The sequence below is a fragment of the Bacillus sp. PK6-16 genome, from assembly GCF_056530295.1.
The window spans coordinates 2,256,278-2,277,717 of record NZ_CP096511.1; the positions used below are offsets into that span (position 1 = coordinate 2,256,278).

General features: G+C 34.5%; 20 protein-coding genes and 1 pseudogene. 17 read left to right on the forward strand and 4 right to left on the reverse strand.

Annotated features, from left to right (window positions below):
* Positions 1–97: 97 nt before the first annotated feature.
* On the reverse strand, positions 98–538 hold the full coding sequence (locus M1D66_RS11605; protein ID WP_001178564.1) for an Lrp/AsnC family transcriptional regulator: 441 nt from the start codon (positions 536–538) through the stop codon (positions 98–100).
* Between the two features lie 169 nt (positions 539–707).
* Here M1D66_RS11605 and M1D66_RS11610 point away from each other — a divergent pair, with 169 nt between their 5' ends.
* The 3 genes from M1D66_RS11610 (at position 708) to M1D66_RS11620 (ending at position 4,275) form a co-directional block, all read left to right on the forward strand.
* On the forward strand, positions 708–1,472 hold the full coding sequence (locus M1D66_RS11610; protein WP_000792662.1) for an SDR family oxidoreductase: 765 nt from the start codon (positions 708–710) through the stop codon (positions 1,470–1,472).
* Between the two features lie 321 nt (positions 1,473–1,793).
* Positions 1,794–2,360: a TetR/AcrR family transcriptional regulator gene (locus tag M1D66_RS11615; RefSeq protein WP_001072302.1), complete on the forward strand. Its 567-nt coding sequence runs from the start codon at positions 1,794–1,796 to the stop codon at positions 2,358–2,360.
* 58 nt (positions 2,361–2,418) lie between these two features.
* Positions 2,419–4,275, forward strand: a complete 1,857-nt coding sequence (locus M1D66_RS11620; protein WP_242555146.1) for an alpha/beta fold hydrolase — start codon at positions 2,419–2,421, stop codon at positions 4,273–4,275.
* 194 nt (positions 4,276–4,469) lie between these two features.
* On the opposite strand, the gene M1D66_RS11625 is transcribed toward M1D66_RS11620, so the two are convergent.
* Together M1D66_RS11625 and M1D66_RS11630 are read right to left on the reverse strand one after the other, a co-directional pair.
* Positions 4,470–4,649 carry a DUF4083 family protein gene (locus M1D66_RS11625; protein ID WP_001127750.1) on the reverse strand — a complete coding sequence of 60 codons (180 nt, stop codon included), beginning with the start codon at positions 4,647–4,649 and terminating at the stop codon, positions 4,470–4,472.
* Between the two features lie 170 nt (positions 4,650–4,819).
* Positions 4,820–5,365, reverse strand: coding sequence for a dihydrofolate reductase family protein (locus M1D66_RS11630; protein ID WP_000529754.1), 546 nt, complete (start codon positions 5,363–5,365; stop codon positions 4,820–4,822).
* 347 nt (positions 5,366–5,712) lie between these two features.
* Between M1D66_RS11630 and M1D66_RS11635 the strand changes: the two genes are divergently transcribed.
* From M1D66_RS11635 to menA, 8 genes are all read left to right on the forward strand, one after another.
* Positions 5,713–6,222 carry a DinB family protein gene (locus tag M1D66_RS11635; protein ID WP_001076321.1) on the forward strand — a complete coding sequence of 170 codons (510 nt, stop codon included), beginning with the start codon at positions 5,713–5,715 and terminating at the stop codon, positions 6,220–6,222.
* Between the two features lie 494 nt (positions 6,223–6,716).
* On the forward strand, positions 6,717–7,022 hold the full coding sequence (gene arsR / locus M1D66_RS11640) for an arsenical resistance operon transcriptional regulator ArsR (protein ID WP_012593272.1): 306 nt from the start codon (positions 6,717–6,719) through the stop codon (positions 7,020–7,022).
* 60 nt (positions 7,023–7,082) lie between these two features.
* A complete protein-coding gene (locus M1D66_RS11645) occupies positions 7,083–7,520 on the forward strand; it encodes an ArsI/CadI family heavy metal resistance metalloenzyme (protein WP_001271001.1) in 438 nt (145 codons plus the stop codon).
* 18 nt (positions 7,521–7,538) lie between these two features.
* Positions 7,539–8,579, forward strand: a complete 1,041-nt coding sequence (gene arsB / locus M1D66_RS11650) for an ACR3 family arsenite efflux transporter (RefSeq protein ID WP_153595429.1) — start codon at positions 7,539–7,541, stop codon at positions 8,577–8,579.
* Between the two features lie 25 nt (positions 8,580–8,604).
* Positions 8,605–9,009 (forward strand): arsenate reductase (thioredoxin), encoded by a 405-nt coding sequence (gene arsC / locus M1D66_RS11655; protein ID WP_149214817.1) that lies wholly within the window; start codon positions 8,605–8,607, stop codon positions 9,007–9,009.
* A 165-nt stretch (positions 9,010–9,174) separates the two neighbouring features.
* Positions 9,175–10,005 (forward strand): GNAT family N-acetyltransferase, encoded by an 831-nt coding sequence (locus M1D66_RS11660; RefSeq protein WP_153595430.1) that lies wholly within the window; start codon positions 9,175–9,177, stop codon positions 10,003–10,005.
* Positions 10,006–10,096: 91 nt separating this feature from the next.
* Positions 10,097–10,696, forward strand: a complete 600-nt coding sequence (locus M1D66_RS11665; protein WP_017673637.1) for a DJ-1/PfpI family protein — start codon at positions 10,097–10,099, stop codon at positions 10,694–10,696.
* 293 nt (positions 10,697–10,989) lie between these two features.
* Complete coding sequence (gene menA, locus M1D66_RS11670; protein ID WP_000536369.1) at positions 10,990–11,901, forward strand: 1,4-dihydroxy-2-naphthoate polyprenyltransferase; 912 nt, start codon at positions 10,990–10,992, stop codon at positions 11,899–11,901.
* A gap of 86 nt (positions 11,902–11,987) precedes the next feature.
* Here menA and satA read toward each other — a convergent pair whose 3' ends face one another.
* Positions 11,988–12,548, reverse strand: coding sequence for a streptothricin N-acetyltransferase SatA (gene satA / locus M1D66_RS11675; protein ID WP_086385013.1), 561 nt, complete (start codon positions 12,546–12,548; stop codon positions 11,988–11,990).
* A 395-nt stretch (positions 12,549–12,943) separates the two neighbouring features.
* Here satA and M1D66_RS11680 point away from each other — a divergent pair, with 395 nt between their 5' ends.
* The 6 genes and pseudogenes from M1D66_RS11680 to M1D66_RS11705 all read left to right on the forward strand — a co-directional run bounded on the left by M1D66_RS11680 (position 12,944) and on the right by M1D66_RS11705 (position 21,401).
* Positions 12,944–13,786 (forward strand): polysaccharide deacetylase family protein, encoded by an 843-nt coding sequence (locus M1D66_RS11680; RefSeq protein WP_086385012.1) that lies wholly within the window; start codon positions 12,944–12,946, stop codon positions 13,784–13,786.
* Between the two features lie 369 nt (positions 13,787–14,155).
* Entirely contained in the window at positions 14,156–14,518 is a 363-nt protein-coding gene (locus M1D66_RS11685) for a Na-translocating system protein MpsC family protein (protein WP_000798163.1), read from the forward strand.
* Positions 14,519–15,144: 626 nt separating this feature from the next.
* Positions 15,145–16,677: an NADH dehydrogenase subunit 5 gene (locus M1D66_RS11690; protein WP_000908939.1), complete on the forward strand. Its 1,533-nt coding sequence runs from the start codon at positions 15,145–15,147 to the stop codon at positions 16,675–16,677.
* Positions 16,677–19,283, forward strand: a complete 2,607-nt coding sequence (locus M1D66_RS11695) for a DUF2309 domain-containing protein (RefSeq protein WP_242555147.1) — start codon at positions 16,677–16,679, stop codon at positions 19,281–19,283. The genes M1D66_RS11690 and M1D66_RS11695 overlap by 1 nt, the downstream gene beginning before the upstream one ends.
* A 79-nt stretch (positions 19,284–19,362) precedes the next feature.
* Positions 19,363–19,883, forward strand: a pseudogene (locus M1D66_RS11700) (carbonic anhydrase).
* A gap of 300 nt (positions 19,884–20,183) precedes the next feature.
* The gene (locus M1D66_RS11705) at positions 20,184–21,401 is read left to right on the forward strand and encodes an NAD(P)/FAD-dependent oxidoreductase (RefSeq protein WP_153595434.1); all 1,218 of its coding nucleotides are present in this window, start codon (positions 20,184–20,186) and stop codon (positions 21,399–21,401) included.
* The last annotated feature ends 39 nt before the right edge of the window (positions 21,402–21,440 follow it).

Consider the following 21,440-nt stretch of genomic DNA (forward strand, 5'->3'; position numbering starts at 1 on the left):
ATCAATGTTCTTTTTTTATTACTAATCATTAATTTTGTTGGATTTTCTCATAAAGGAAAAGCTTTTACTGTTAGCGGAGGATAATACGTATCCTTTATTAGAATGACAATTTCTCCTCAAACTCACTCTTTAAAACAATTAAAGGAGATGACAAGCCAAATTGCATTAAAGAGTCTAAAAATGTAGCGAGAGAATCCATCGAATCGCTCATGACCTTCATCATATAATTAAATTCCCCACTAATTCGAAATAAATCTGTTACTTCAGGAGCTGCATTACAATACTGGATAAAATCAGAGCATTGGCTCGTTTTAAACATGATGAATGCTTGAATGTTTTTATTAATTTTTGCAGGCTCAAATTTCGTTCGATAAGCCGCTATAACTCCTTGATCTTCAAGCTTGTTAATACGTTCTTTTACAGCAGGCTGCGTCATGGATATAATTCGTCCTATTTCTGAAACAGAAATTCTCGCATTTTCATACAACAAGTTCATAATTTTATGATCGATTTCATCCAGTTTTACGGCGTTTTGCATTGTGTAGCCTCCTTATTTTTGTTTTATAAAGTAAATTACGAATTATAACTATAATATCATAAGCGAATGGACTAAATTACCTATAAATCTATATTTAAAATGATTGGTGTTTACATGAAAATATAAGTATAGGTTTTTATCAAACGGAAATTTAGGAAGGATGGAAAAAATGAAGAATCTTGATGGGAAAGTAGCGTTAGTAACAGGAGCGAGTCGAGGAATTGGTCGTGCGATTGCAATGAGATTGGCAAACGACGGTGCATTAGTTGCGATTCACTACGGTCGAAATAAGGCAGCTGCAGATGAAACGATTAGTGAGATTGAATCTAATGGAGGAAAAGCATTCTTAATTGAAGCTGAACTCAATTCAATTGATGGTGTCAAGAAGCTAGTAGAACAGTTAAAGCATGAATTACAAATAAAAGTTGGTACATCAGAGATTGATATTTTAGTAAACAATGCAGGGATAGGTACACAAGGAACGATTGAAAATACGACAGAAGAAGTTTTTGATGAAATTATGTCTGTAAATATGAAAGCACCATTCTTTTTAATCCAGCAAACATTACCGTTACTACGAGTAGAAGGGCGCGTTATTAACATTTCATCAGCGGAAGTAAGACTTGGTTTTACAGGGTCCATTGCATACGGTTTAAGTAAAGGTGCACTAAATACGATGACACTTCCTCTAGCTAAACATCTTGGAGAACGAGGTATAACAGTGAATACAATTATGCCTGGATATACGAAGACAGATATCAATGCGAAATTGCTAGATGATCCGGAAATACGAAATTTTGCTACGAATTCATCTGTGTTCGGGCGAATAGGGCAAGTTGAAGATATTGCAGATACAGTAGCATTCCTTGCTTCTTCTGATAGCCGCTGGGTAACAGGGCAGATTATAGATGTTTCTGGAGGGTTTTGTTTATAGGGGCACTACTTCATAACCAGTAATCTATAGAAAGGTAGGGATGATAAAGAAGTCTATTAAAACGTGATTTTTTCGCTAGGCAATTTGAATAAGGGGGCATTTCTTTTTCTTAAGTTAATGGACATGTATGGTGACCTCTATTAGTCGATAGTGAATGAACAATTTCGGGGGGCAGTTCAACTTTATTCAAAATAAGATTCTTTTGCAGTAAAATCAATGTTAGTGGAATTTTTTTTATCAAACTTTTTTAAAAATTAACATAAATACTTGCAATATTTAAATTAGTACTATATAGTTCTAATTATGACAAAGGTAAAATTAATGAATCAAAAACGTGTGATTGAAGTAGCTGCAACATTATTTTTAGAAAAAGGGTTTGCTTATACAAGTATGGATGAATTAGTACGTGTAAGCAAAGTTTCAAAGTCTAATGTGTATTATCATTTTTCTAATAAGGAACAATTATTAGAAGGAGTCGTTGATTATTGGATTGAAATGTATCAATCTGCAATTGATGACGTACTTTCTCAGAACCAATTTTTAGTTGAAGATCGTATCCAACTGTTTTTAAAGCAATTATCACAAGGAGTTCAGTCGAGAGAGTATAAGGGGAGCTGTCCATTTATTACTCTTTATATTCAAAGTCCTACACAGGCCACGCAAATAAAAGAAAAAATAGGTCTTTTTTTTACAGGATTACAAAAGAAAGTTTCTCTATTACTTAAACAAGGGGTAGAGAATGGAGAATTCAGAAATACGATTCATATTGATGAGGTTGCATCACTTTTTATTACAAATCTTGAAGGAGCGTTATTTATTTCAGAAACATTGAAGGATGCAACTGTAATTACGAAAACAGCAGATCATTTTTTAAAATTGCTTCGATAAAAGAAGCATTTTTTTTACATCGAATTAGTACTGAGTAGTACTAAAAGGGGGATTTTATATGAGAACAGTATTTTTAACTGGTGGAACAGGCTTTATTGGAAAGCAATTAGTAAAAGAATTAGCCAAAGAAGATGTTAAAATTCTTCTTTTAGTAAGGTCGAAAAGTAAAGCAATACGCCTTTTTCAAGAAAGAGGCATCTTAAAAAAGGAAGTTATGCACTTTATTGAAGGTGATTTGACGAAAATAGATTTAGGTCTAAGTGCTGAAGATAAGGAGAGGGTATTGAAAACGGATGTGATTATTCACGCAGGAGGCCCCATGGATATTCAAGCGACAAGTAAAGAGGCAGCTTCCGTATTTTTAAATGGCGCCAAACATATTAGTGAATTAGCTAAAAGCATTCATCAATTGAAGGGCTTGCAACAATTTATTCATGTTGTAGGTTATATGAGTCCCTTTGATGATAAAAATAGCAAGATTGCAATTGATGTGTTTCAAGAAGGAAACAATTATTTGAAAATAAAAAATCCATATGAGAGAACAAAATTTTTAGCAGATCTTTATATCCGTCAGCAGGCATCAGCAGTAGGTTATCCGCTTTCTGTAATTAATCCGCCAACTGTAGTCGGTAGTAGTAAAACAGGGAGTACAGAGCAGATAGCAGGATTAGGTTTGCTTGTGATGAGTATGCGAAGAGGGCTCATGCCAGTGATTCCTGGAGGTAAGGGATATAGGTTACCACTTATTTCAAACGATGAGCTTGCGAAGTTTATTGTGCAGGTTTTCAGATTGGAGCAACCGACTATTCAAACATATACACTTGTTGAAGACAAACAGCACGATCAAAACATTGCTGAATTATTAAGTATTATGTCGGAAAGTATGAATATGAGGGCACCAAAAATCTCTGTTCCAATGCCATTTATGAAAGCAATTATGAATAGTGGAGGAAGTAAAATAACAAAAATTCCTTCTGATGGACTGAATTTTATTACAAAACAAAAATTTTCAAATGTTTCAGCGAAAAAAATTATGGGAGGAGATTGGTTTAAGAAGACGAGTGTAATGAAATTTTTCCCTGCTGTAGTAGCTGATCTGGATTATCGAATGATGTATCAAAATGGCCAGCATAATCATATATTTAAACGAACATTATGTGATAACAATACCCTTTACCAATTACAAGGAGAGGGTAAACCATTTATTTTATTACATGGTTTATTGAGTGATGGAGAGGATTTATTTCCTTTAGCGCAAGAGCTTCATGAAAAAACTGGTCAACCTGTATGGATTTTGGATCTTCCAGGTTTGGGACGTTCTCCTTTTAAACGAGAGAAAAATCTTCTAGATATCTATTTGAATGTAGTGAAAAAGTTATTGGAGAAAGCTACTAATGGTGCGCATCTAATTGGCCATTCATTCTGTGCGTTTATTCTTCTGGAAGCATTGGCACAAGAGTACATAGATAAGAAGTATGCAATCACTTTACTTCAGCCACCTGTTGCTAAAAAAAATGCTAAATCGCTAAATGTTCCTCAATTTATGAACAAATGGACATTAAAACTGGCAACTACTAATTTGATAGAGCGTTATTTATTAAGTAATGGTTTGTTTGAAAGTATGGAGAGTATCCCTGAACATTATATTGAAAAAATAAGTAAAAGTTTTACTTCTCCTAGAATTTTAAATACAACGGTTCAGCTTAACAGTGTACTACTGAAAAACGATCAAGGTGATTTCAATGAAGTAACAAAGTATAATCTTCACATTATTTGGGGGGAGTATGACAGAGCCTATTCTGCTCCATCGCATCTTGGTAAGGTTGATTTTGTTCCATATGGCCATCATTTTCCCCTTAGCCATCCGAGTGAAACGGCAACATTAGTAATAAAAAATAGTAATACTAGCATATGAGATTGTGGGATAAATAAAAAGTGTGTAGTAAGATCGTTGTGTCTTTGAAATAAAATCGTACTGTTTGGGGTCCCGCGAACAAAACGCGAATTTTGCACGCTAAGCAAAAAAACAATAAGCTGTACACATGGACAGCTTATTTACATTATTCTCGTTATTGGAAGTTATTTTTAACTTTTCCTGATCCGAAAGAGTCAATCTTTGTTTTGTTCTTCTAATAGTTGAATAACCGTATCTAATTTTTGTTCAACTGAATCTTGCTTTTTGCGATTGTTAGTATGCCGAATTATACGTATAATTCCCCCGAACACTGCACCGATGATTACTAAAATAATAGCAACTCCCATGTAATAAATAGAGTTTTCTAAAGGCATTATTTAGAATCTCCTTTTTCCCTATTTTACCCTTTAAAAGGATTGATATATTGTTTGATTTTGGTTAATATAATACCCTGATTTTTATAAATTAATATATGTATTATCTTATAAAAAAACTCAGCAGGATTTATTCTGATGAGTTTTTTGTTTATATAATTTATCAATAATTATTCTTTTTTCTCCGGCTGATAGGAAAGAATAACGACACCTGAACTGGTCGTTCTTGTTTCGATCAGTTTTAAAGCCTTTGTATCGTTTCCGGTTTTAAAGAGATGCTTTCCGCTTCCCACGATAACAGGATTGACCATAAAATGATATTCATCAATGAGGTCGTGTTGCATCAATGTCTGTATAAGCTCACCACTACCATAAATTAAAAGGTTCTGACCGGGCTGTTCCTTCAGTTTCGATATTTCTTCTACAATATTCCCCTTGATAAGGTTTGCATTCCATTCGGTTTCTTCCAAAGTTGTTGAAGCAACAAATTTAGGCATGCTGTTCATCTTATCAGCAAAACCTTCTTCATCAGTCATAGAAGGCCAGGCAGCTGCAAAACCTTGATAGGTTACTCGCCCTAGTAGAAGAGCTTCACTTTCAAACAGTAAATCGGATTGAAACTTTGCTACTTCTTCATTGAAATATGGAGCAGTCCAAGCTGGTTCCTCCATGACACCATCTAGTGAGAGGTACATCGATACAATTATTTGTCCCATTTTGTTCTCCTTTAGTTTTAAATTGAGATTTTTACATATTGGTAACACAATTATTAATTCTTCAGTTAGAGAAATTCTCCTTTTTTAATAATTTCGACAAAATGTATTTATGTATGTTTCGGAATAACTCAATATATATTAATAACTTCGAAATATTATATAACAGATAATTTTTATGCATCATTGATTAGCATTGCTTATTGTGCTAACGAATCAGGATAGTGTGGCGACCGACTAAATAGTTGCTTATCTTCAATTATTAGAAGGGAAGTTCTATCATTTCGCGAATTAATTAGACATAGACGAGTGCTATAATTTTCTATATATACATAAAGAGGTGACTACGCATGAATCAAAGACCGTCAGAAGAAGAATACGCCGGGAGCTCCGGCGAATATATCCGTTTGGTGCCGGACGGTAACATCATCGACATTCTGCTCGCTCAGGAAAAGCGAATGACCGAGCTCCTGGCATCGTTGACCGAAAGCCAGGCCGCATATCGGTATGCGGAAGGAAAATGGACGCTGAAAGAAGTCGTGGGCCACATTGCAGACGCGGAACGCGTCATGACCTACCGCCTGCTCCGGTTTGCAAGAGGGGACCGGACGCCTCTGACCGGTTTCGATCAGGAATTGTTCATACCTCCTTTCGGAAGCTGGACAACCGCGCAATTGGCCGAAGACTACCGGGCCGTACGGCAATCAACGATCACATTGCTGCGCGGGCTACCGGCGGAGGCATGGCCCCGCAAGGGCACAGCCAACAACCTAAGCATTACGGCGCGCGCCCTCGCGTACGGCATCGCAGGACACGAAATTCATCATATGGGGGTCATCCGAAATCGGTATTTGAGTTAATCGCCGGCTGAGGCCATTGGAATGGAACTAACACCTCACATACAATCTTAGATACCGTTCTTATTGGGGCCCGTCCCACAACCATCAACTTAAGGATTTAAACTATTTTTGTAATTAAAAGCACGTTACTATTCTCTTATGTTAATGAGAATAGTAACGTGCTTTTTATGAATATGCACCAAAAACAAGAGTTATATCGATTTTTCTCATTTTGGGGTATTTGATTTTCTTAGATTGAGGGTGATGGGGCACTACTCTATAATGGTCAAATTAAAATTTAAAACAGTTATAGAGACTCCATTTCTCGGAAATATTGTAACTATTAAGTTGTAAAAAGAACCGTAGTTTTTCATTTTTGAAAAGGCAATGGTCCTTTTTAGTTGTAGCAAAGTTATGATGCGAGGAAGCTTTTTTGATTAATAAGTTGCATAATGAACTCACTAGCGTATATACTATAAATATCAAAAAAAGTTGATGAAGGGAAGTGAACTACAGTGATACAAGATTTTCAGTTATATGAGAAAAAATTCAAAGCGTTGGCGGATCAAAAGCGTTTAGAAATTATGTATGAACTTTGCCAGCGAGGGCAGACGTGTGTATGTGATTTAACAGAAGTTTTTGAAATGACGCAATCTAAGCTGTCCTATCATTTAAAGGTTTTATTAGACGCAGGTTTAATTGTAAAAGAAACCAAAGGTACGTGGAGTTATTATGATTTAAATGATGCGGAAGTAAATAATTTATTATCAGAAGAATTGTGCTGTATCTTTAGAAAAACAGGGAAAGGTAGCTGTTGTTAAAATTTTGCACTATTAATCAAAAAAACTTGATTAATGATATATAAAGAGGAGGAGTAAGGTATGAGGTATGTTCACGTCGGTATAAACGTTACGAATTTAGAGAAGTCTATTGAATTTTATGAAAAGGTATTTGGTGTATTACCAGTTAAAGTGAAATCAGATTATGCAAAATTTCTATTAGAGACGCCAGGACTTAATTTCACGCTGAACGTACGAGATGAAGTGAAGGGAAATCAGGTAAACCATTTTGGTTTTCAAGTGGATACAGCTAAAGAAATCACATTACATAAAGAAAGATTAGAAAAAGAAGGTTTCTTTGCGCGTGATGAGATGGACACGACTTGTTGCTATGCAGTACAAGATAAGTTTTGGGTAACGGATCCCGATGGTAATGAGTGGGAGTTCTTTTATACAAAAGCAGATAGTGATGTTCATAAAATAGAAGATCCATCTTGTTGTACGACTTCTACCGTAGTAGAAAAAAATTCTTGTTGTTAATAGGAGCTGGAAAATAAAATGAAACGTTTATCCTTTCTAGACCGATATTTAACACTATGGATCTTTCTAGCGATGGCTGTTGGGATTGGTTTAGGGTTTGTGTTTCCTAGTGTAGTAGACGGACTAAATACATTACAGGTTGGAACGACGTCTATTCCACTTGCTGTTGGTTTAATTGTAATGATGTATCCACCATTAGCGAAAGTTCGCTATGAGGAAATGGGCCGAGTATTTAAAGATGTAAAAGTGTTAGTTCTATCTTTAGTACAAAATTGGATTATTGGTCCGGTACTTATGTTTGTTTTAGCAATTATTTTTCTTCCTGATAAACCAGAATACATGGTTGGTCTCATTATGATTGGGTTAGCACGTTGTATTGCAATGGTCATTGTTTGGAACGATCTTGCCGATGGAGATAAAGAGTATGCGGCAGGTTTAGTTGCTTTTAATTCGGTATTCCAAATGCTCTTTTTCTCAGTTTATGCATACGTATTTGTAACTGTAATTCCAGAATGGTTAGGGATTGAAGTTGCTATTGTTGATATTACAATGATAGAAGTAGCAAAATCAGTATTTATCTATTTAGGAATTCCTTTTATAGCAGGTATGTTAACACGCTTTGTACTCGTTAAGTTAAAAGGAAGACAGTGGTATGAAAAGGTGTTTATACCGAAAATTAGTCCACTTACATTACTTGCATTGCTATTTACGATCATCATTATGTTCTCTTTAAAAGGGGAGATGATTGTTAGCGTGCCACTAGATGTAGTAAGAATAGCGATTCCGTTATTAATCTATTTTATTGTAATGTTTTTTGTTTCTTTCTTTATGGGAAGAAAAATTGGTGCAAACTATCCGGTAACAACAACGCTAGCATTTACAGCAGGTAGTAATAACTTTGAATTAGCGATTGCTGTAGCAGTTGGTGTGTTTGGTATTCATTCGGGCGCAGCATTCGCAGCTGTTATCGGACCGTTAGTGGAAGTGCCTGTAATGATTGCACTTGTAAACGTTGCTTTTTGGTTTAAACGTAAATATTTTAATGACCAACCAGTATAATTTAAAAACAAAGGCGGAAAACAACATGGAAAATAAAAAGACAATCTATTTCTTATGTACAGGAAATTCATGCAGAAGCCAAATGGCAGAAGCATGGGGCAAACAATATTTAGGAGATAAGTGGAATGTATATTCTGCAGGAATCGAAGCACACGGAGTGAATCCAAACGCAATTAAAGCAATGAACGAAGTAAATATCGACATAACAAATCAAACATCAGATATAATTGATGCAAACATTTTAAATAGTGCTGATTTAGTCGTTACGCTTTGTAGTCATGCGGATGCTGTATGCCCATCTACTCCGACGCATGTGAATCGTGTTCACTGGGGATTTGATGATCCAGCAGGAAAAGAGTGGTCTGAATTTCAACGTGTTCGAGATGAAATTGGAGAACGTATAAAGCGATTTTCTGAAACAGGGGAATAAATAAAGGAAAGAGTCAATCTTCTATTGTGTTGGAGATTGGCTCTTTTTTATTATGTATTTCATTTACTTATCGCATCGTTTTAAAACTACTCTTAGTAAAAATACAGAATATTACGTAAAAATGGTAAAGTTAGAATAGAACAGTTTAAAAAAGGGGTGTAACGTATGATCTGTGAACTAAGCAAGGATGATTTTTATACGTGTAATCGTTTAGTGAATGAACAAGGTCAATTAGAGGTACGTGCTGTAATTGCAGGAGTGAATCCTGGTCGTATATTTGTAGATAACGTGACTTCTCCTAATTCGGGACTCATTTGGTTAGGTAATAATGATGGCTTCTTCTTTATTGGAGATGCTGAAAATGAAGAGTTTAATAAAGAAGTGAATCGTTTTATTAATCATGTAATAGTACCTGAGGCGAGGAAAGTAGGATTAGATTGCTTTGAAGGAATCGGGAATCATTCGAAGTGGAATAAAACAATCGAAAGAATATTTCAGCATCGTAAATTAAAGAGTTGGAATCAAAGAGTGTATATGCTAGGAAAAGAGGATTATGAAAATCATCATGAGCCTAAATTTGAACAGAGATATACTGTATTGAAAATGAGTAAAGCTCTCTATGAAAATAATAATAATACATTTAAGAACATTGATTTTTTACAATCAAAAATTTTAGAGTTTTGGTCTTCACCGGATTCTTTTTTCAATGAGGGGATTGGCTATTGCATTGTTTATGATGATTTAATTGTGAGTGTTTGTTTTTCAGGGTTCGTCTTTGAAAATATACACTGTATAGATATTGAAACGATAGAAGGTCACCAAGGGAGAAAATTAGCTCAAAAGATAGCGCATAGTTTTGTGAAAGATTGTTTGGAGAATGATATTATTCCATATTGGGACTGTATGGAATTGAACAAGCCTTCTGTTGCAGTTGTAGAAAATGTAGGGTTTACAAATGTATTTAACTATGTGGGATATTATTTTTTATTTGAATAATCTAGGTATACTTTACAATTTACACTTTGAGATTGTCCAATCATTATATATATCTACAATTTAAAAAAGAAAGCATATGAGGTGTGCGAAAATGAAAATACAAATAGTATTGTTTGATGGTTTCGGAGAACTTGTCTCTTTCGCACCGTTTGAGGTACTGAAAAGAGCGATAGAAGAAGGGGCTCAATTTATAGTTGAATTCGTTTCGAGTGAACAAAAGCAGGAAGTTACTACCTCGTTTGGAGTTACAGTTAAACTACATGATTTTTTACGAATGGAGAATCGTCCAGATTTGTTAATTGTACCTGGTGGTGGCTGGAATCATAAAGCAGAGCATGGGGCACGAAAGCAAGCAGAGCTTGGAACTTTGACTAAAATGATTAGCGAGATGTACAATGCAGGAACAATCGTTGCTGGCGTGTGTACAGGGGGGATGCTGTTAGCAGCCTCTGGTATATTGAACGGTCGAAAGGCAACGATGCACTATTTGGCACAGGATGAAATGAGTGAATACGGGGCAGAGCTTCTTCATTACCGAATTGTAGATCAAGACGATGTTATCACTGCAAGAGGAGTCACTTCAGGAGTTGATTTAGGACTTTGGATCACGGAAAGATTCGCAAGTCCTAAAATTGCGGCTGCTGTTGAATACAGAATGGAATATGAGAGGCGAGGTGTTGTTTGGAAGTAATTTGACTTCTTTTTTATCCCGCATTAACGGACAGTAAGACTCCCACCACAAAATTCAGCGAATGGGAGGGAGGGCTGCCCGGAAAAAAACAATGGATATGTACTAATAATCAGTGGGGATGACAAAACTCCTACTGATTAAAGTTTCATTTTATAATTTTTCACCTTATTAAAAGTTGATTTGTTAGAAAGGATAATCATTTATTGCTATAATGAATGGATGCATGGCAGGAAATAGATAGAAAGATACTGCTAGTAATTTATACTTAAAATGTAGGGAGATTGAACAGAGTTATGGGGACAGAAAAAGAAATTAGTTCCGCTAAATTAATATGGAAGATGACGCGCCCGCATACGTTAACGGCGACGTTTTCTCCTGTAATTTTAGGAACAGTGGCATCACTTTATGTTGCCAAAATTGATTGGCTTTTATTTATTGCGATGATGCTTGCATGTTTAGCGCTGCAAATAGCAACGAACTTATTTAATGAGTACTATGATTTCAAACGTGGATTAGATACCGCTGAATCCGTTGGCATCGGTGGCGGAATTGTCCGTCATGGATTGAAGCCAAAAAATGTGTTAACAGTTGCGCTTTTATTATATGTCGTAGCAGCTTTTATTGGCATTTATATTTGTATGAATAGCAGCTGGTGGTTAGTCGTCATCGGTTTAATTGGAATGGCGGTTGGTTATTTATATACAGGCGGTCCATTACCAATTGCGTACACCCCGTTTGGAGAATTAGTTTCTGGATTGTTAATGGGAACATGTTTTGTACTCATTGCTTTCTTTATTCAAACGAATACTGTAACGATTGAAAGTGTATTGATTTCCATTCCAATTGGAATTTTAGTAGGTGCAATCAATATGTCGAATAACATCCGAGATATCGAAGAAGATATTAAAGGTGGAAGAAAGACATTAGTAATCCTCCTTGGGAGAGAAAAAGCTGTGGTCACACTAGCGGTAGCCTTTTTCATTGCGTATTTATGGATTGCCGTAATTGTATTAATGGGTTATATAAGCCCTTGGGCATTAGTTATGTTCCTAGGTTTGAGAAAGCCAATTTCTGCGATTCAAAGTTTCCAAAAAGGGGCAAAGGATCCTGGATATATGCGCATCGCAATGAAATCAACAGCGATGACAAATACGATTTTCGGCTTCTTGTTGTCAGCAGGATTATTAATTAGTTACTTGTTTTAAATGAAAAATATTGTTAAGTAACTTAACCCCAGTTTCTCAATTTTAATATAGAGAGATTGGGGTTTTTATTTTGACTAAGTTTAACGTTAAGAGTCGAAATGCAAATACCAATAAATTGCAACTTCATCATTTTCAATATCCAAACCTTTATAAACAAGAAAATCAAACCCACCAATTACAAATCCGCATTTTTCATAGAACTTACATGCTGCGACATTATTATTTTGCGTTTCAAGCATGATACCTGGCATATTGCCCTTTTTTGCCCACTGCTTTGCTTGATCAACTAATCTTTTACCAACTCCGAGTGTACGATATTTTTTATCTACCGTTATATCTTCTATGTAAGCATAGTGGTTCCAATTCTTTTTTAATACCATTAATCCAATGATTTGGTTATGTAACAGTGCTATGTAAATAACTTGATTAGGTTTATTTATATATTCATTGTAAGGCAGTTCTTCATTATCATCTTGATTTTGTAAATAACTTTTTTCATAACTCGGAACGTCTTCTACTGTATATTCTATGCGTCTATTTCCTTTGGAAAGAGAAAGAATTAACCGAGCATTCACTATAAAACTGTCATCAATCTCCGGGAGATTATCTAAATCATTTGTTTCTAACTCTCTAATTACAAGGTTCATCGGGGCACCTCCACATAATAATATTTCTTCTAGTTATTCATTTGGTTCAAATGAATTCCAATTACAAAATTATAATTGAATTTCAATAGTACGGCTATCTTTGTATTTTATCTTTATACCGGTATGCTATTATCTTGATATAAAAATATTGTTTAGAAAGAGTAGTATCTTTTATTTTGGATGTATATTCAGTTTTCAAATTTAACTGTAATAGAGAAACAAATATTTTTTTAAAGAGTGGATGCAATACGCTATTCTTTAACTAATTTCGACATTATCTGCATTTTATCTTCACCTTCCTCTATTAATCTATTTATTGTAAATATCAGCTGAAGTTAATGTTTAGCTGCATAAATAATGAAGATGAAAATGAGTAGGGAAAGGATCGAAACATAATGAAAGAATCACAAAATAAGAAAAAAATAAGTGTAGTAACGAAGGCAATACTATCTCTAGTAGTTGTTTTAGCAACGACCTTTTTCACTTTCTTTTTAATAGGGAAATGGAACTCTATCCCAGCAAAAGGAGTAGCTAATGAAAGTATTAGGCTAGCTAATACGCAACAACAAGAAAAGAAAGAGGACATATCACTGGAAAAACAGAAAAGACCTGATGGAAAACCAGTAGGAAAGGTTGTTTATTTAACATTTGATGACGGCCCTAGCGAATTAACTGGAAAATTTTTAGATGTACTAAAAGAGCAACATGTTGCTTCGACATTTTTTATGCAAGGTAGCAATTTACAGAATACCGCTTTTCAGGAAAATGTAAAACGAGCAGTAAAAGAAGGACATTATATTGGTGCACATAGTATGACACATAATAGTGATAAGCTATACAAAAAAGGACAATTTGTAACGGAGATGAAAGAAACGTTAGCTCTTATTCATAATATTACAGGTACAACTCCTAAACTAGTCCGTCCCCCATATGGATCTGCACCAGGATTAAAGGGGCAGGACATTCGTAACAAAATTGTAGAAGCAGGAATAAAAGTTTGGGATTGGACGATAGATTCAAATGATTGGAAATTAAAAGGTAACCCACAGCAAATTATAGAAAATGTAAAGCGTACAACAACAGAAGATGTGGAAGTAGTTCTAATGCATGAAAAACTACAGACATTACAAGCGCTTCCGGAAATTATTAAATTTTATAAGGAAAAAGGATATGAATTCGGGGTATACAATGAAGCGGATCATTTTCAACTAAACTTCCAGAAAGATCAACGTCTATAGTATAAACATAATTATTTTAAAAAGGTGTTTTCCATTACTAAATCAATAACTAAGCCAAAAGTCGATTTCTTATTTTATAAAGAAATCGGCTCTTTCGTTTATGTATTACGTTACAAGAGTTTTCTTATTTTCTCCGGAATGTCCTTTTTTGAAATCTATGCAACAGAGTCTTTATAGTAAGAGTATTTTGTCGGGGAATAATCAAAAAAACGTATATTACAATATAAAAAATTCATCTTAATACTAAAGGATACATGACAACGATTCCTATAAATTCTTCTCAATAATTGAAAATAAAATCAATCCAGATTATTATATTGTTATTGTAATTATAAATGTAATTACATTTTATTGAAGGAGGATACAAAGATGAAAAACTCAAAAGGCTCTATTGAATCAGAGATAAGCAAAGCAATTACTCACTGGGAAAAGGACTACCTAGGACGCGGGTCTATATCCGTTAAGACAGATATATTACGGGATATGATTATCGTAAATTTACAAGGTATTTTAACGCCAGCTGAATATACGGTTTGCGAAACAAAAGACGGTATGCTAACGATAAAGAAAAATCGTTCGGAGCTAGTTGAATCTGGAATTGAAGATTTGAAAGAGATTATACTAGAATTAACTGGAGAAAAAGTGAAAAGTTTTCATACGGATATAAGCTCCCGTACTGGTGAACGAGTAATGATTTTTAAATTGTTTCATAATCTTGAGGGAAAATTTTAAAAATTAAAACCATCGTAGGGTTAGTGGGAGATAATTAAGAAACCTAAAAGTTTTGCGCTTTATTTAAATTTATTAACATGATAATAATTAATAACTTGAAATTATTTACGTATACTGAATTTTAATTGGAATAACGCTCAAAAAAACTGATAAATAAATTGACAAACTGCTTAATATAGTTTATCTTATAATTGTTTTAAAAAATTAATAGATGCTTATTTTAACTGTTTGCTATAATTAAGGCTTTAGCATTTTTTTAATATGTAATATTGACTAAATGAAAAAGTTTCTTAATTGAAAGATAGCGCATAACATAAATTGATATATTGATTGCATAATCTAGGAGATCAGAGATATACTGTTATTTTTAATAGGAGTAATACATACATTACTATCCTCTATAAAATGGGAGCTCTTCAAAAAACTTTATTGAAGTTAGTTGAAGTGAAACCGACAATCTCCATAATTCAATGATGATATAAAATCATTGAATTATGGAAGTTGTCGGTTTTTTTTATGGGAAAAAACGATGTACTAAAAGAGTGAATGAAAATTGAAATTAAAAAAACTATCGTAATGAAAAGAAATTTTTATAGGCTATTTTCGCTTAGAAGGGAGTATTTAACATGTTAATTTCGCTGAGTTCATCAACACTGTTAACTTTATTTTTTATGGCGCTTAGTGCTTCTTGGCTAAGTGGATTATTATTTTTAAATGCAAGGATACCTTTACGTTTTGTTCATATCCATATTGGTATCGCTGCTTTACCTTCATTGGTTTCTTTACTCGCACTTGTTAATAACAATGGAGATAGAGTTGTGGGGCCTTGGCATCTAGATACTTTAGCTTGGTTAATGGCTTTCTTTGTTCTTACAATTGGTTTAATCATTCAGCGTTTCTCTGTACGTTATTTAATGGGAGATCGCTCATATCGAAAATACTTTGCACTTTTTACATGTACTACAGGTGTATCTTCGGTTGCATGGTTAAGTGATGATCTTCGCTTAATGCTCATTTGTTGGGGAGCAACGCTTATAGGATTGGTTCTACTTATAGGGCTAAATAAAGGGTGGAAAGTAGTTAGTGAAGCAACTAAAATCTCTGGCTACCTATTTACAATAAGTTGGATTGCCTTACTATCAGCTATCATTTGGCTGTTTCAAATAACTGGACAGTGGCAGTTAACATCAGTTTTAACGAATGAAAATGTAGTGCTACATGGAACATTGGAGAGAACAGGAATTAACTTATTAATTATATTAGCGGTGATGATTCCAGCAGCACAATGGCCTTTTCAAAGATGGTTAATTGAGTCTGCTGTTGCTCCAACTCCTGTTTCTGCTATTATGCATGCGGGTTTAGTAAATGCTGGCGGTATCATGTTAACTAGATTTTCACCTCTTTTTCATGATGATATTGCACAAATCATTTTACTAATTTTCTCTAGTATTTCTATCTTAATAGGTACAGGAATTAGTTTAGTCCAAGTTGATTATAAACGTCAGCTAGTAGGTTCAACTATTGCACAAATGGGATTTATGCTTATTCAATGTGCATTAGGCGCCTATTTAGCAGCTATTATTCATTTAATTTTACATGGTTTGTTTAAAGCTACACTATTTTTACAAGCTGGTTCTTCCGTGCAACGTTTTGGGGTAGTGAATCAGTCTAATGAAAAGATGTCCAATTTATGGATTATAGTTGGGCGTGTTTTAGGATTATTTATAGCAATTACTTTCTGGTTTATGACTTCTGGAGAGGGGTATCAACTAGTTAGTGCGTTAATCTTAGGCTGGTCACTATACTTTTCATGGAAACAGCTTGTTGTTTTTGGAGAGGGAAGAATGGGACGAATTGCTGGCGTAATTGTTTTGATTGGATTTTCTCTCATTTACTTTACCGTTCATAATTCTCTTTATAAATGGTTGCATACTGATATTTATCAAAGTGTTCAACCTTCAGCTCCAGCCGTTATCTTTGTTATATGTATTTTACTATTTAGTAGTGTTATTAGTACTTTCGTTACTCGTCATCAATCTTCTACTTTATTCGCTGTACTTTATCTTTGGTTAGTTCGAGTAGGTGAGGCGAGACGAAAGTCAGTAGAAAGTCACCCAAGCTATCTGAAACATTATGTATCAAAGGGAGGTAATTCGTGATGAGCATACCGTCAATATTAAAGAAAGATACAAACATTGATATGCAAGAAAATAATATAAATGATTTAGTTGCATCTGCTAGCCGAGTTATTGCGCCACTTTGGCCTATCTCTACGTTTGCAGCTCACCACCCTTGGATGGGACTTGAAAAGCAATCATTTGAACAAGTCGCAAATTGGTTAAAAGAAGCTCGTAATGTGGATATTTATCCTAGTGCCTCCATGATTCATTCGGCAAAAGCGAAAGGTGAGATTGAGGAATCATTTTTACAAATGAGTTTGTCTCGTTGGCTGGATTCACAATCTTTTCATATTCCGCGAGAGAAAGCAGAGCGATTTTGCCAAGCAGCTTTAAAGTTAGAAAAATTACCTTCTAGTCTATTATCATCGCCAGAAGTAAATAAATTGGCAGAAGAAATGAATTATATAAATACAGCAAGTATGCAAGCCTCTGTTATGCAGCCAATAAGTTCGCTTATAGAGAGTCAAAATAGTGAAAACCTATCTGATGTTCTTAATTATCATATCATTAAATGGTGTAAATTATATCTTGATGAATCCGGATCAAATTGGACGATGCCAAATCGAGAGAAAGGTTTTTATCGTGCATGGCAACACCTTATTACATTTGATCCAGCGCTCAGTAAAAATGAGCGTAAAATTTTAAAAGATTGGCCACAAGATGCCGAAGTAGCTTTAGCGAGAGCATTATTTGAACTAGGAATTTCTGAATCTAACATACAATCTTACCTTGAAGGGCACTTACTTTCTTTGCCTGGGTGGGCAGGAATGATACGATGGCGCTCACAACAATCAATTCAGGAACAGGAACTTCTCATAGAATATTTAGCAGTTCGAATTTCTATGGAGCTGGCTATTGTAAAACCCTATTTACCTTTAAAAAATCAAAAGGTTGAGAAAAAAGTTTCGATCGTCCCACTTATAGCTTCTTGGATTTATTGGGGGAATATTTCAACACGGGAATGGTTACAAATGCCTGCTGCTGAACAAAGTGAATTATTAGTATTCGCTTATCGTTTTGATGAAAATATTCGCAAGAAACTTTGGCTGGAAGCTTGGGAACAAACGCATGCAGAGCAATTAAGGGAGAAGATTGCTTCTACACAACGTGCAACCAATGATAAAAAGCGTGTATTAGCTCAATTAGCATTCTGTATTGATGTACGTTCAGAACCGTTTCGTCGCCACCTTGAAAAATTAGGTCCGTTTGAAACATTTGGAATAGCTGGTTTCTTTGGGTTACCAATTGCAACTAGTGAACTAGGTAGTAATAACAACCATCCTTCTTTGCCAGTTATACTCAAACCGAAACATCAAATAAAAGAGCTCACAAATGAAAATGAACTTAAATCTTATGAGCAACGTAAGAGGGTAGGCAGTTCGGTACGTTCTACTTTTAAAACGATGAAACAGAACGTAATGACAAGTATGGCGCTACCTGAGTTAAGTGGTCCTTTACTTGGTCTACAGATGGTGACAAGAAGCTTTGTCCCAAGAGGAGTTGGTGGTTTCATTCGTAAACTTCGTAAAACTATGTTACAAAAACCTGCTACAACATTCTCGCTTAATCATGTTCATGACACAAAGGGTGAGATACCTATCGGTTTTACAAAAGAAGAAAAAGTGAACTATGTGCGTCAAGCTTTAAAAATGGTGGGACTGACAGAAAAATTTGCTCCTTTGGTTGTAATGTGCGGACATAGTAGTCAAAGTACGAACAACCCTTATGCTGCAGCACTTGAGTGTGGTGCTTGTGGCGGAGCAGCAGGAGGATTCAATGCAAGAGTTTTTGCTACTTTATGTAATCTTCCAGAAGTGAGAGAGGCGTTGTTTGCTGAAGGTATTAAAATTCCTGAGGATACCATTTTTGCAGCAGCTGAACATAAAACAACAGTGGACGAATTGGAATGGATTTACGTCCCAGAACTTTCGGAAACTGCGCAAGAAGCATTTGATTGTATCGAATCGATTATGCCAAATGTGAGCCAACATGCAAATAGAGAGCGTTTAACGCAATTACCAAATTTTAAAACGAAAATAAAAAATGCGAGTAAAGAGGCACATCGATTTGCAGAAGATTGGAGTGAAATACGTCCAGAATGGGGATTAGCTCGTAATGCATCTTTTATTATCGGGCAACGAGAATTAACTCAGGATTGTGACTTAGAAGGTAGGGCTTTCCTTCATAATTATGATTGGAAACAGGATGAAAGTGGCGATATATTAGCTAACATTATTGCAGGACCAGGAACAGTAGCTCAGTGGATAAATCTACAATATTACGCTTCAACTGTAGCTCCTCATTATTATGGTAGTGGAAACAAAACAACCCAAACTGTAACCGCGGGTCTAGGTGTTATGCAGGGAAATGCAAGTGATTTGTTGCCAGGCTTACCTTGGCAATCCGTTATGCAGTCAGATAGTGAGACGTATCATTCACCACTTCGTTTACTAATTGTAATTCAAGCGCCTAGTCAATATATAGAACGTTTGCTAAATAATGATTTCACATTTCGAGAAAAAGTTCAAAATGGATGGGTTAGACTTGCAAGTGTTGATCCAAAGGGACGCTGGAAAAACTGGTAACAATCATGTAATGCATAATCAACTATTGTTACTAGCTTAAAAGTTTCATAAATACAATAATGAAGAAGGAGTGCTCCATATGAATTCAAAGAATAAAAAAGTTTTATTGTTAACAGACATTAAACATGAAATAGAGCCTATTATCCAACAAGTAACTAACATTCAACAAGAAAACATGTTGACTATACACAGCTACGATTCTGTAATTGTACATCCTTATGGAGATATAATGAGATCTATTATTATTGCTATTTATCAAGAAAATGTTGAAGAAATTTTTGTTGTAGGAATAGAGGATAAAGAAACTGATGTAGTTAATCTACAAATTCAACGTGATTCCATAAAAAATAACAGGGAACTAGACTATCTCTTTGAAAATTGCATGCCTGAATTTTCAAGTGGTAGCCTTGATGAATGGCTAAGTGGAAAAGAAAATGTTAGTGAAAATATTGAGAAGAGTATAGATATGATTTGTCATCATCCACTAGTACCGTCTGATGTTAAAGTTCATGGTTTCAAGATTGATAGAACAGGGGAAAAGAAACGGTTGTTAAAGTTTCTGTTAATAAAGTAGTGAAACAAATGCATTCTTATGTGTAAGTTATCGATAGATAAGCAACTGTTATTTGGTAGATACTATAATATGTTAAATATTTGGAGTTGTTTCCTTTAAAAAGAGTAAAAGAAATCTTCTATAAATGGAGATCTTTTGCTCTTTTTATAATAAAAATAAAAAATTATTTGACGTTTTTTCGAAAGAAATTTTTAAGACAAGGCTTTTAGGTTTATGAAAACCTTTATTCATGATAGCAAGATAATTTTGATAAGAAGTATATAGTAAGAATGATTTGGAGATACCGATGGGGATATAACTATTTTATTTAGGACGGTGCAATTAAAATGGATTTACAGAAAGGGAAATTATATTGGAACACGACTTTTTCTAATACACCTTCTTATCCTCGTTTGGACGAAGATATAAAATGTGACGTACTAATAATAGGAGCAGGAAGTTCGGGTGCTCAATCAGCATACTATTTGAGTGAATCAGATTTAAATATTGTTATCGTTGATAAAAGAAAGGTAGGACATGGAAGTAACCTTACAAATACAGCACTTATTCAATATTTAGGTGATAAGATGTTTTTTGAACTTGTAAATACATTTGGGGAAGAGTATGCAGTTAAGCATATGAAATTATGTGAACAAGCTATTAATGATATTGAATATGCTGATCAAAGCTTGCCTTATTGCTCTGACTTTAAACGACGGGACAGTTTATATTATGCAAGTTATGAAGAGGATATAAAGAAATTAGAAAAGGAATTGTATTATTTACATAAGCATGATTTTAAAGCGGCTTGGTTATCAGAAAAACAAATTGGACAGAGATATCCATTTAAAAAACGTGCAGCTATTTATACGTATAATGATGGTGAAATAAATCCTTATAAATTTACACATAGTTTATTAGAACAAGCCTCTAATAAAGGAGTTCACATTTATGAAGATACAGAGATTGTTGGCAAAAAGTTAGAGAAAGAATGTGCTATCTTTTATACAAAGGAAGGCAATTCTATTACTGCCAATAAAGTAATTGTGGCTGCAGGATATGAAGGATTGGAATTTAAAAAGGAAAAGAACGCTACACTGATTAGCTCATATGCAATTGTTACTAATCCTGTGGAAGATTTATCTTCTTGGTATAAACGCACTCTCATTTGGGAAACTGCGAGGCCATATATTTATATGAGAACTACTGTAGATAATAGGATTATTATAGGTGGATTAGATGAAGATACAAACATTGCTCAAGAAAGAGATTCAAAATTAATCCATAAAAAAGAGAAATTAGTGAATGAATTTAATAAGCTCTTTCCCAATATAACAGTTGAACCTGAATTTTATTTAAGTGCTTTTTATGGTGGTACTCATGATGGTTTACCTATAATTGGAATGTATGAAGAGTTTCCAAATTGTCACTTTATCTATGCGTATGGAGATAATGGATTAGTATATAGTATGGTACTTTCTAAAATTGTTCGAGATATAATTATTAACGGTTCAAGTCCAGATTTGCATTTATATTTACAAACTAGACCAAAACTAAATGAGTAAACTGCATGTATGCAAAATCAAGGTAGTAACGAGTTTATT

What these genes read in the sequence shown, in the direction of transcription:
- arsC (WP_149214817.1), top strand. Translation starts at nt 8,605, where the DNA reads ATGGAAAATAAAAAGACAATCTATTTCTTATGTACAGGAAATTCATGC.
- M1D66_RS11635 (WP_001076321.1), top strand. Translation starts at nt 5,713, where the DNA reads ATGAATCAAAGACCGTCAGAAGAAGAATACGCCGGGAGCTCCGGCGAA.
- M1D66_RS11610 (WP_000792662.1), top strand. Translation starts at nt 708, where the DNA reads ATGAAGAATCTTGATGGGAAAGTAGCGTTAGTAACAGGAGCGAGTCGA.
- M1D66_RS11605 (WP_001178564.1), bottom strand. Translation starts at nt 538, where the DNA reads ATGCAAAACGCCGTAAAACTGGATGAAATCGATCATAAAATTATGAAC.
- M1D66_RS11630 (WP_000529754.1), bottom strand. Translation starts at nt 5,365, where the DNA reads ATGGGACAAATAATTGTATCGATGTACCTCTCACTAGATGGTGTCATG.
- M1D66_RS11620 (WP_242555146.1), top strand. Translation starts at nt 2,419, where the DNA reads ATGAGAACAGTATTTTTAACTGGTGGAACAGGCTTTATTGGAAAGCAA.
- M1D66_RS11615 (WP_001072302.1), top strand. Translation starts at nt 1,794, where the DNA reads ATGAATCAAAAACGTGTGATTGAAGTAGCTGCAACATTATTTTTAGAA.
- arsB (WP_153595429.1), top strand. Translation starts at nt 7,539, where the DNA reads ATGAAACGTTTATCCTTTCTAGACCGATATTTAACACTATGGATCTTT.
- M1D66_RS11625 (WP_001127750.1), bottom strand. Translation starts at nt 4,649, where the DNA reads ATGCCTTTAGAAAACTCTATTTATTACATGGGAGTTGCTATTATTTTA.
- M1D66_RS11685 (WP_000798163.1), top strand. Translation starts at nt 14,156, where the DNA reads ATGAAAAACTCAAAAGGCTCTATTGAATCAGAGATAAGCAAAGCAATT.
- M1D66_RS11680 (WP_086385012.1), top strand. Translation starts at nt 12,944, where the DNA reads ATGAAAGAATCACAAAATAAGAAAAAAATAAGTGTAGTAACGAAGGCA.
- M1D66_RS11705 (WP_153595434.1), top strand. Translation starts at nt 20,184, where the DNA reads ATGGATTTACAGAAAGGGAAATTATATTGGAACACGACTTTTTCTAAT.
- M1D66_RS11695 (WP_242555147.1), top strand. Translation starts at nt 16,677, where the DNA reads ATGAGCATACCGTCAATATTAAAGAAAGATACAAACATTGATATGCAA.
- menA (WP_000536369.1), top strand. Translation starts at nt 10,990, where the DNA reads ATGGGGACAGAAAAAGAAATTAGTTCCGCTAAATTAATATGGAAGATG.
- M1D66_RS11665 (WP_017673637.1), top strand. Translation starts at nt 10,097, where the DNA reads ATGAAAATACAAATAGTATTGTTTGATGGTTTCGGAGAACTTGTCTCT.
- M1D66_RS11690 (WP_000908939.1), top strand. Translation starts at nt 15,145, where the DNA reads ATGTTAATTTCGCTGAGTTCATCAACACTGTTAACTTTATTTTTTATG.
- satA (WP_086385013.1), bottom strand. Translation starts at nt 12,548, where the DNA reads ATGAACCTTGTAATTAGAGAGTTAGAAACAAATGATTTAGATAATCTC.
- M1D66_RS11660 (WP_153595430.1), top strand. Translation starts at nt 9,175, where the DNA reads ATGATCTGTGAACTAAGCAAGGATGATTTTTATACGTGTAATCGTTTA.
- M1D66_RS11645 (WP_001271001.1), top strand. Translation starts at nt 7,083, where the DNA reads ATGAGGTATGTTCACGTCGGTATAAACGTTACGAATTTAGAGAAGTCT.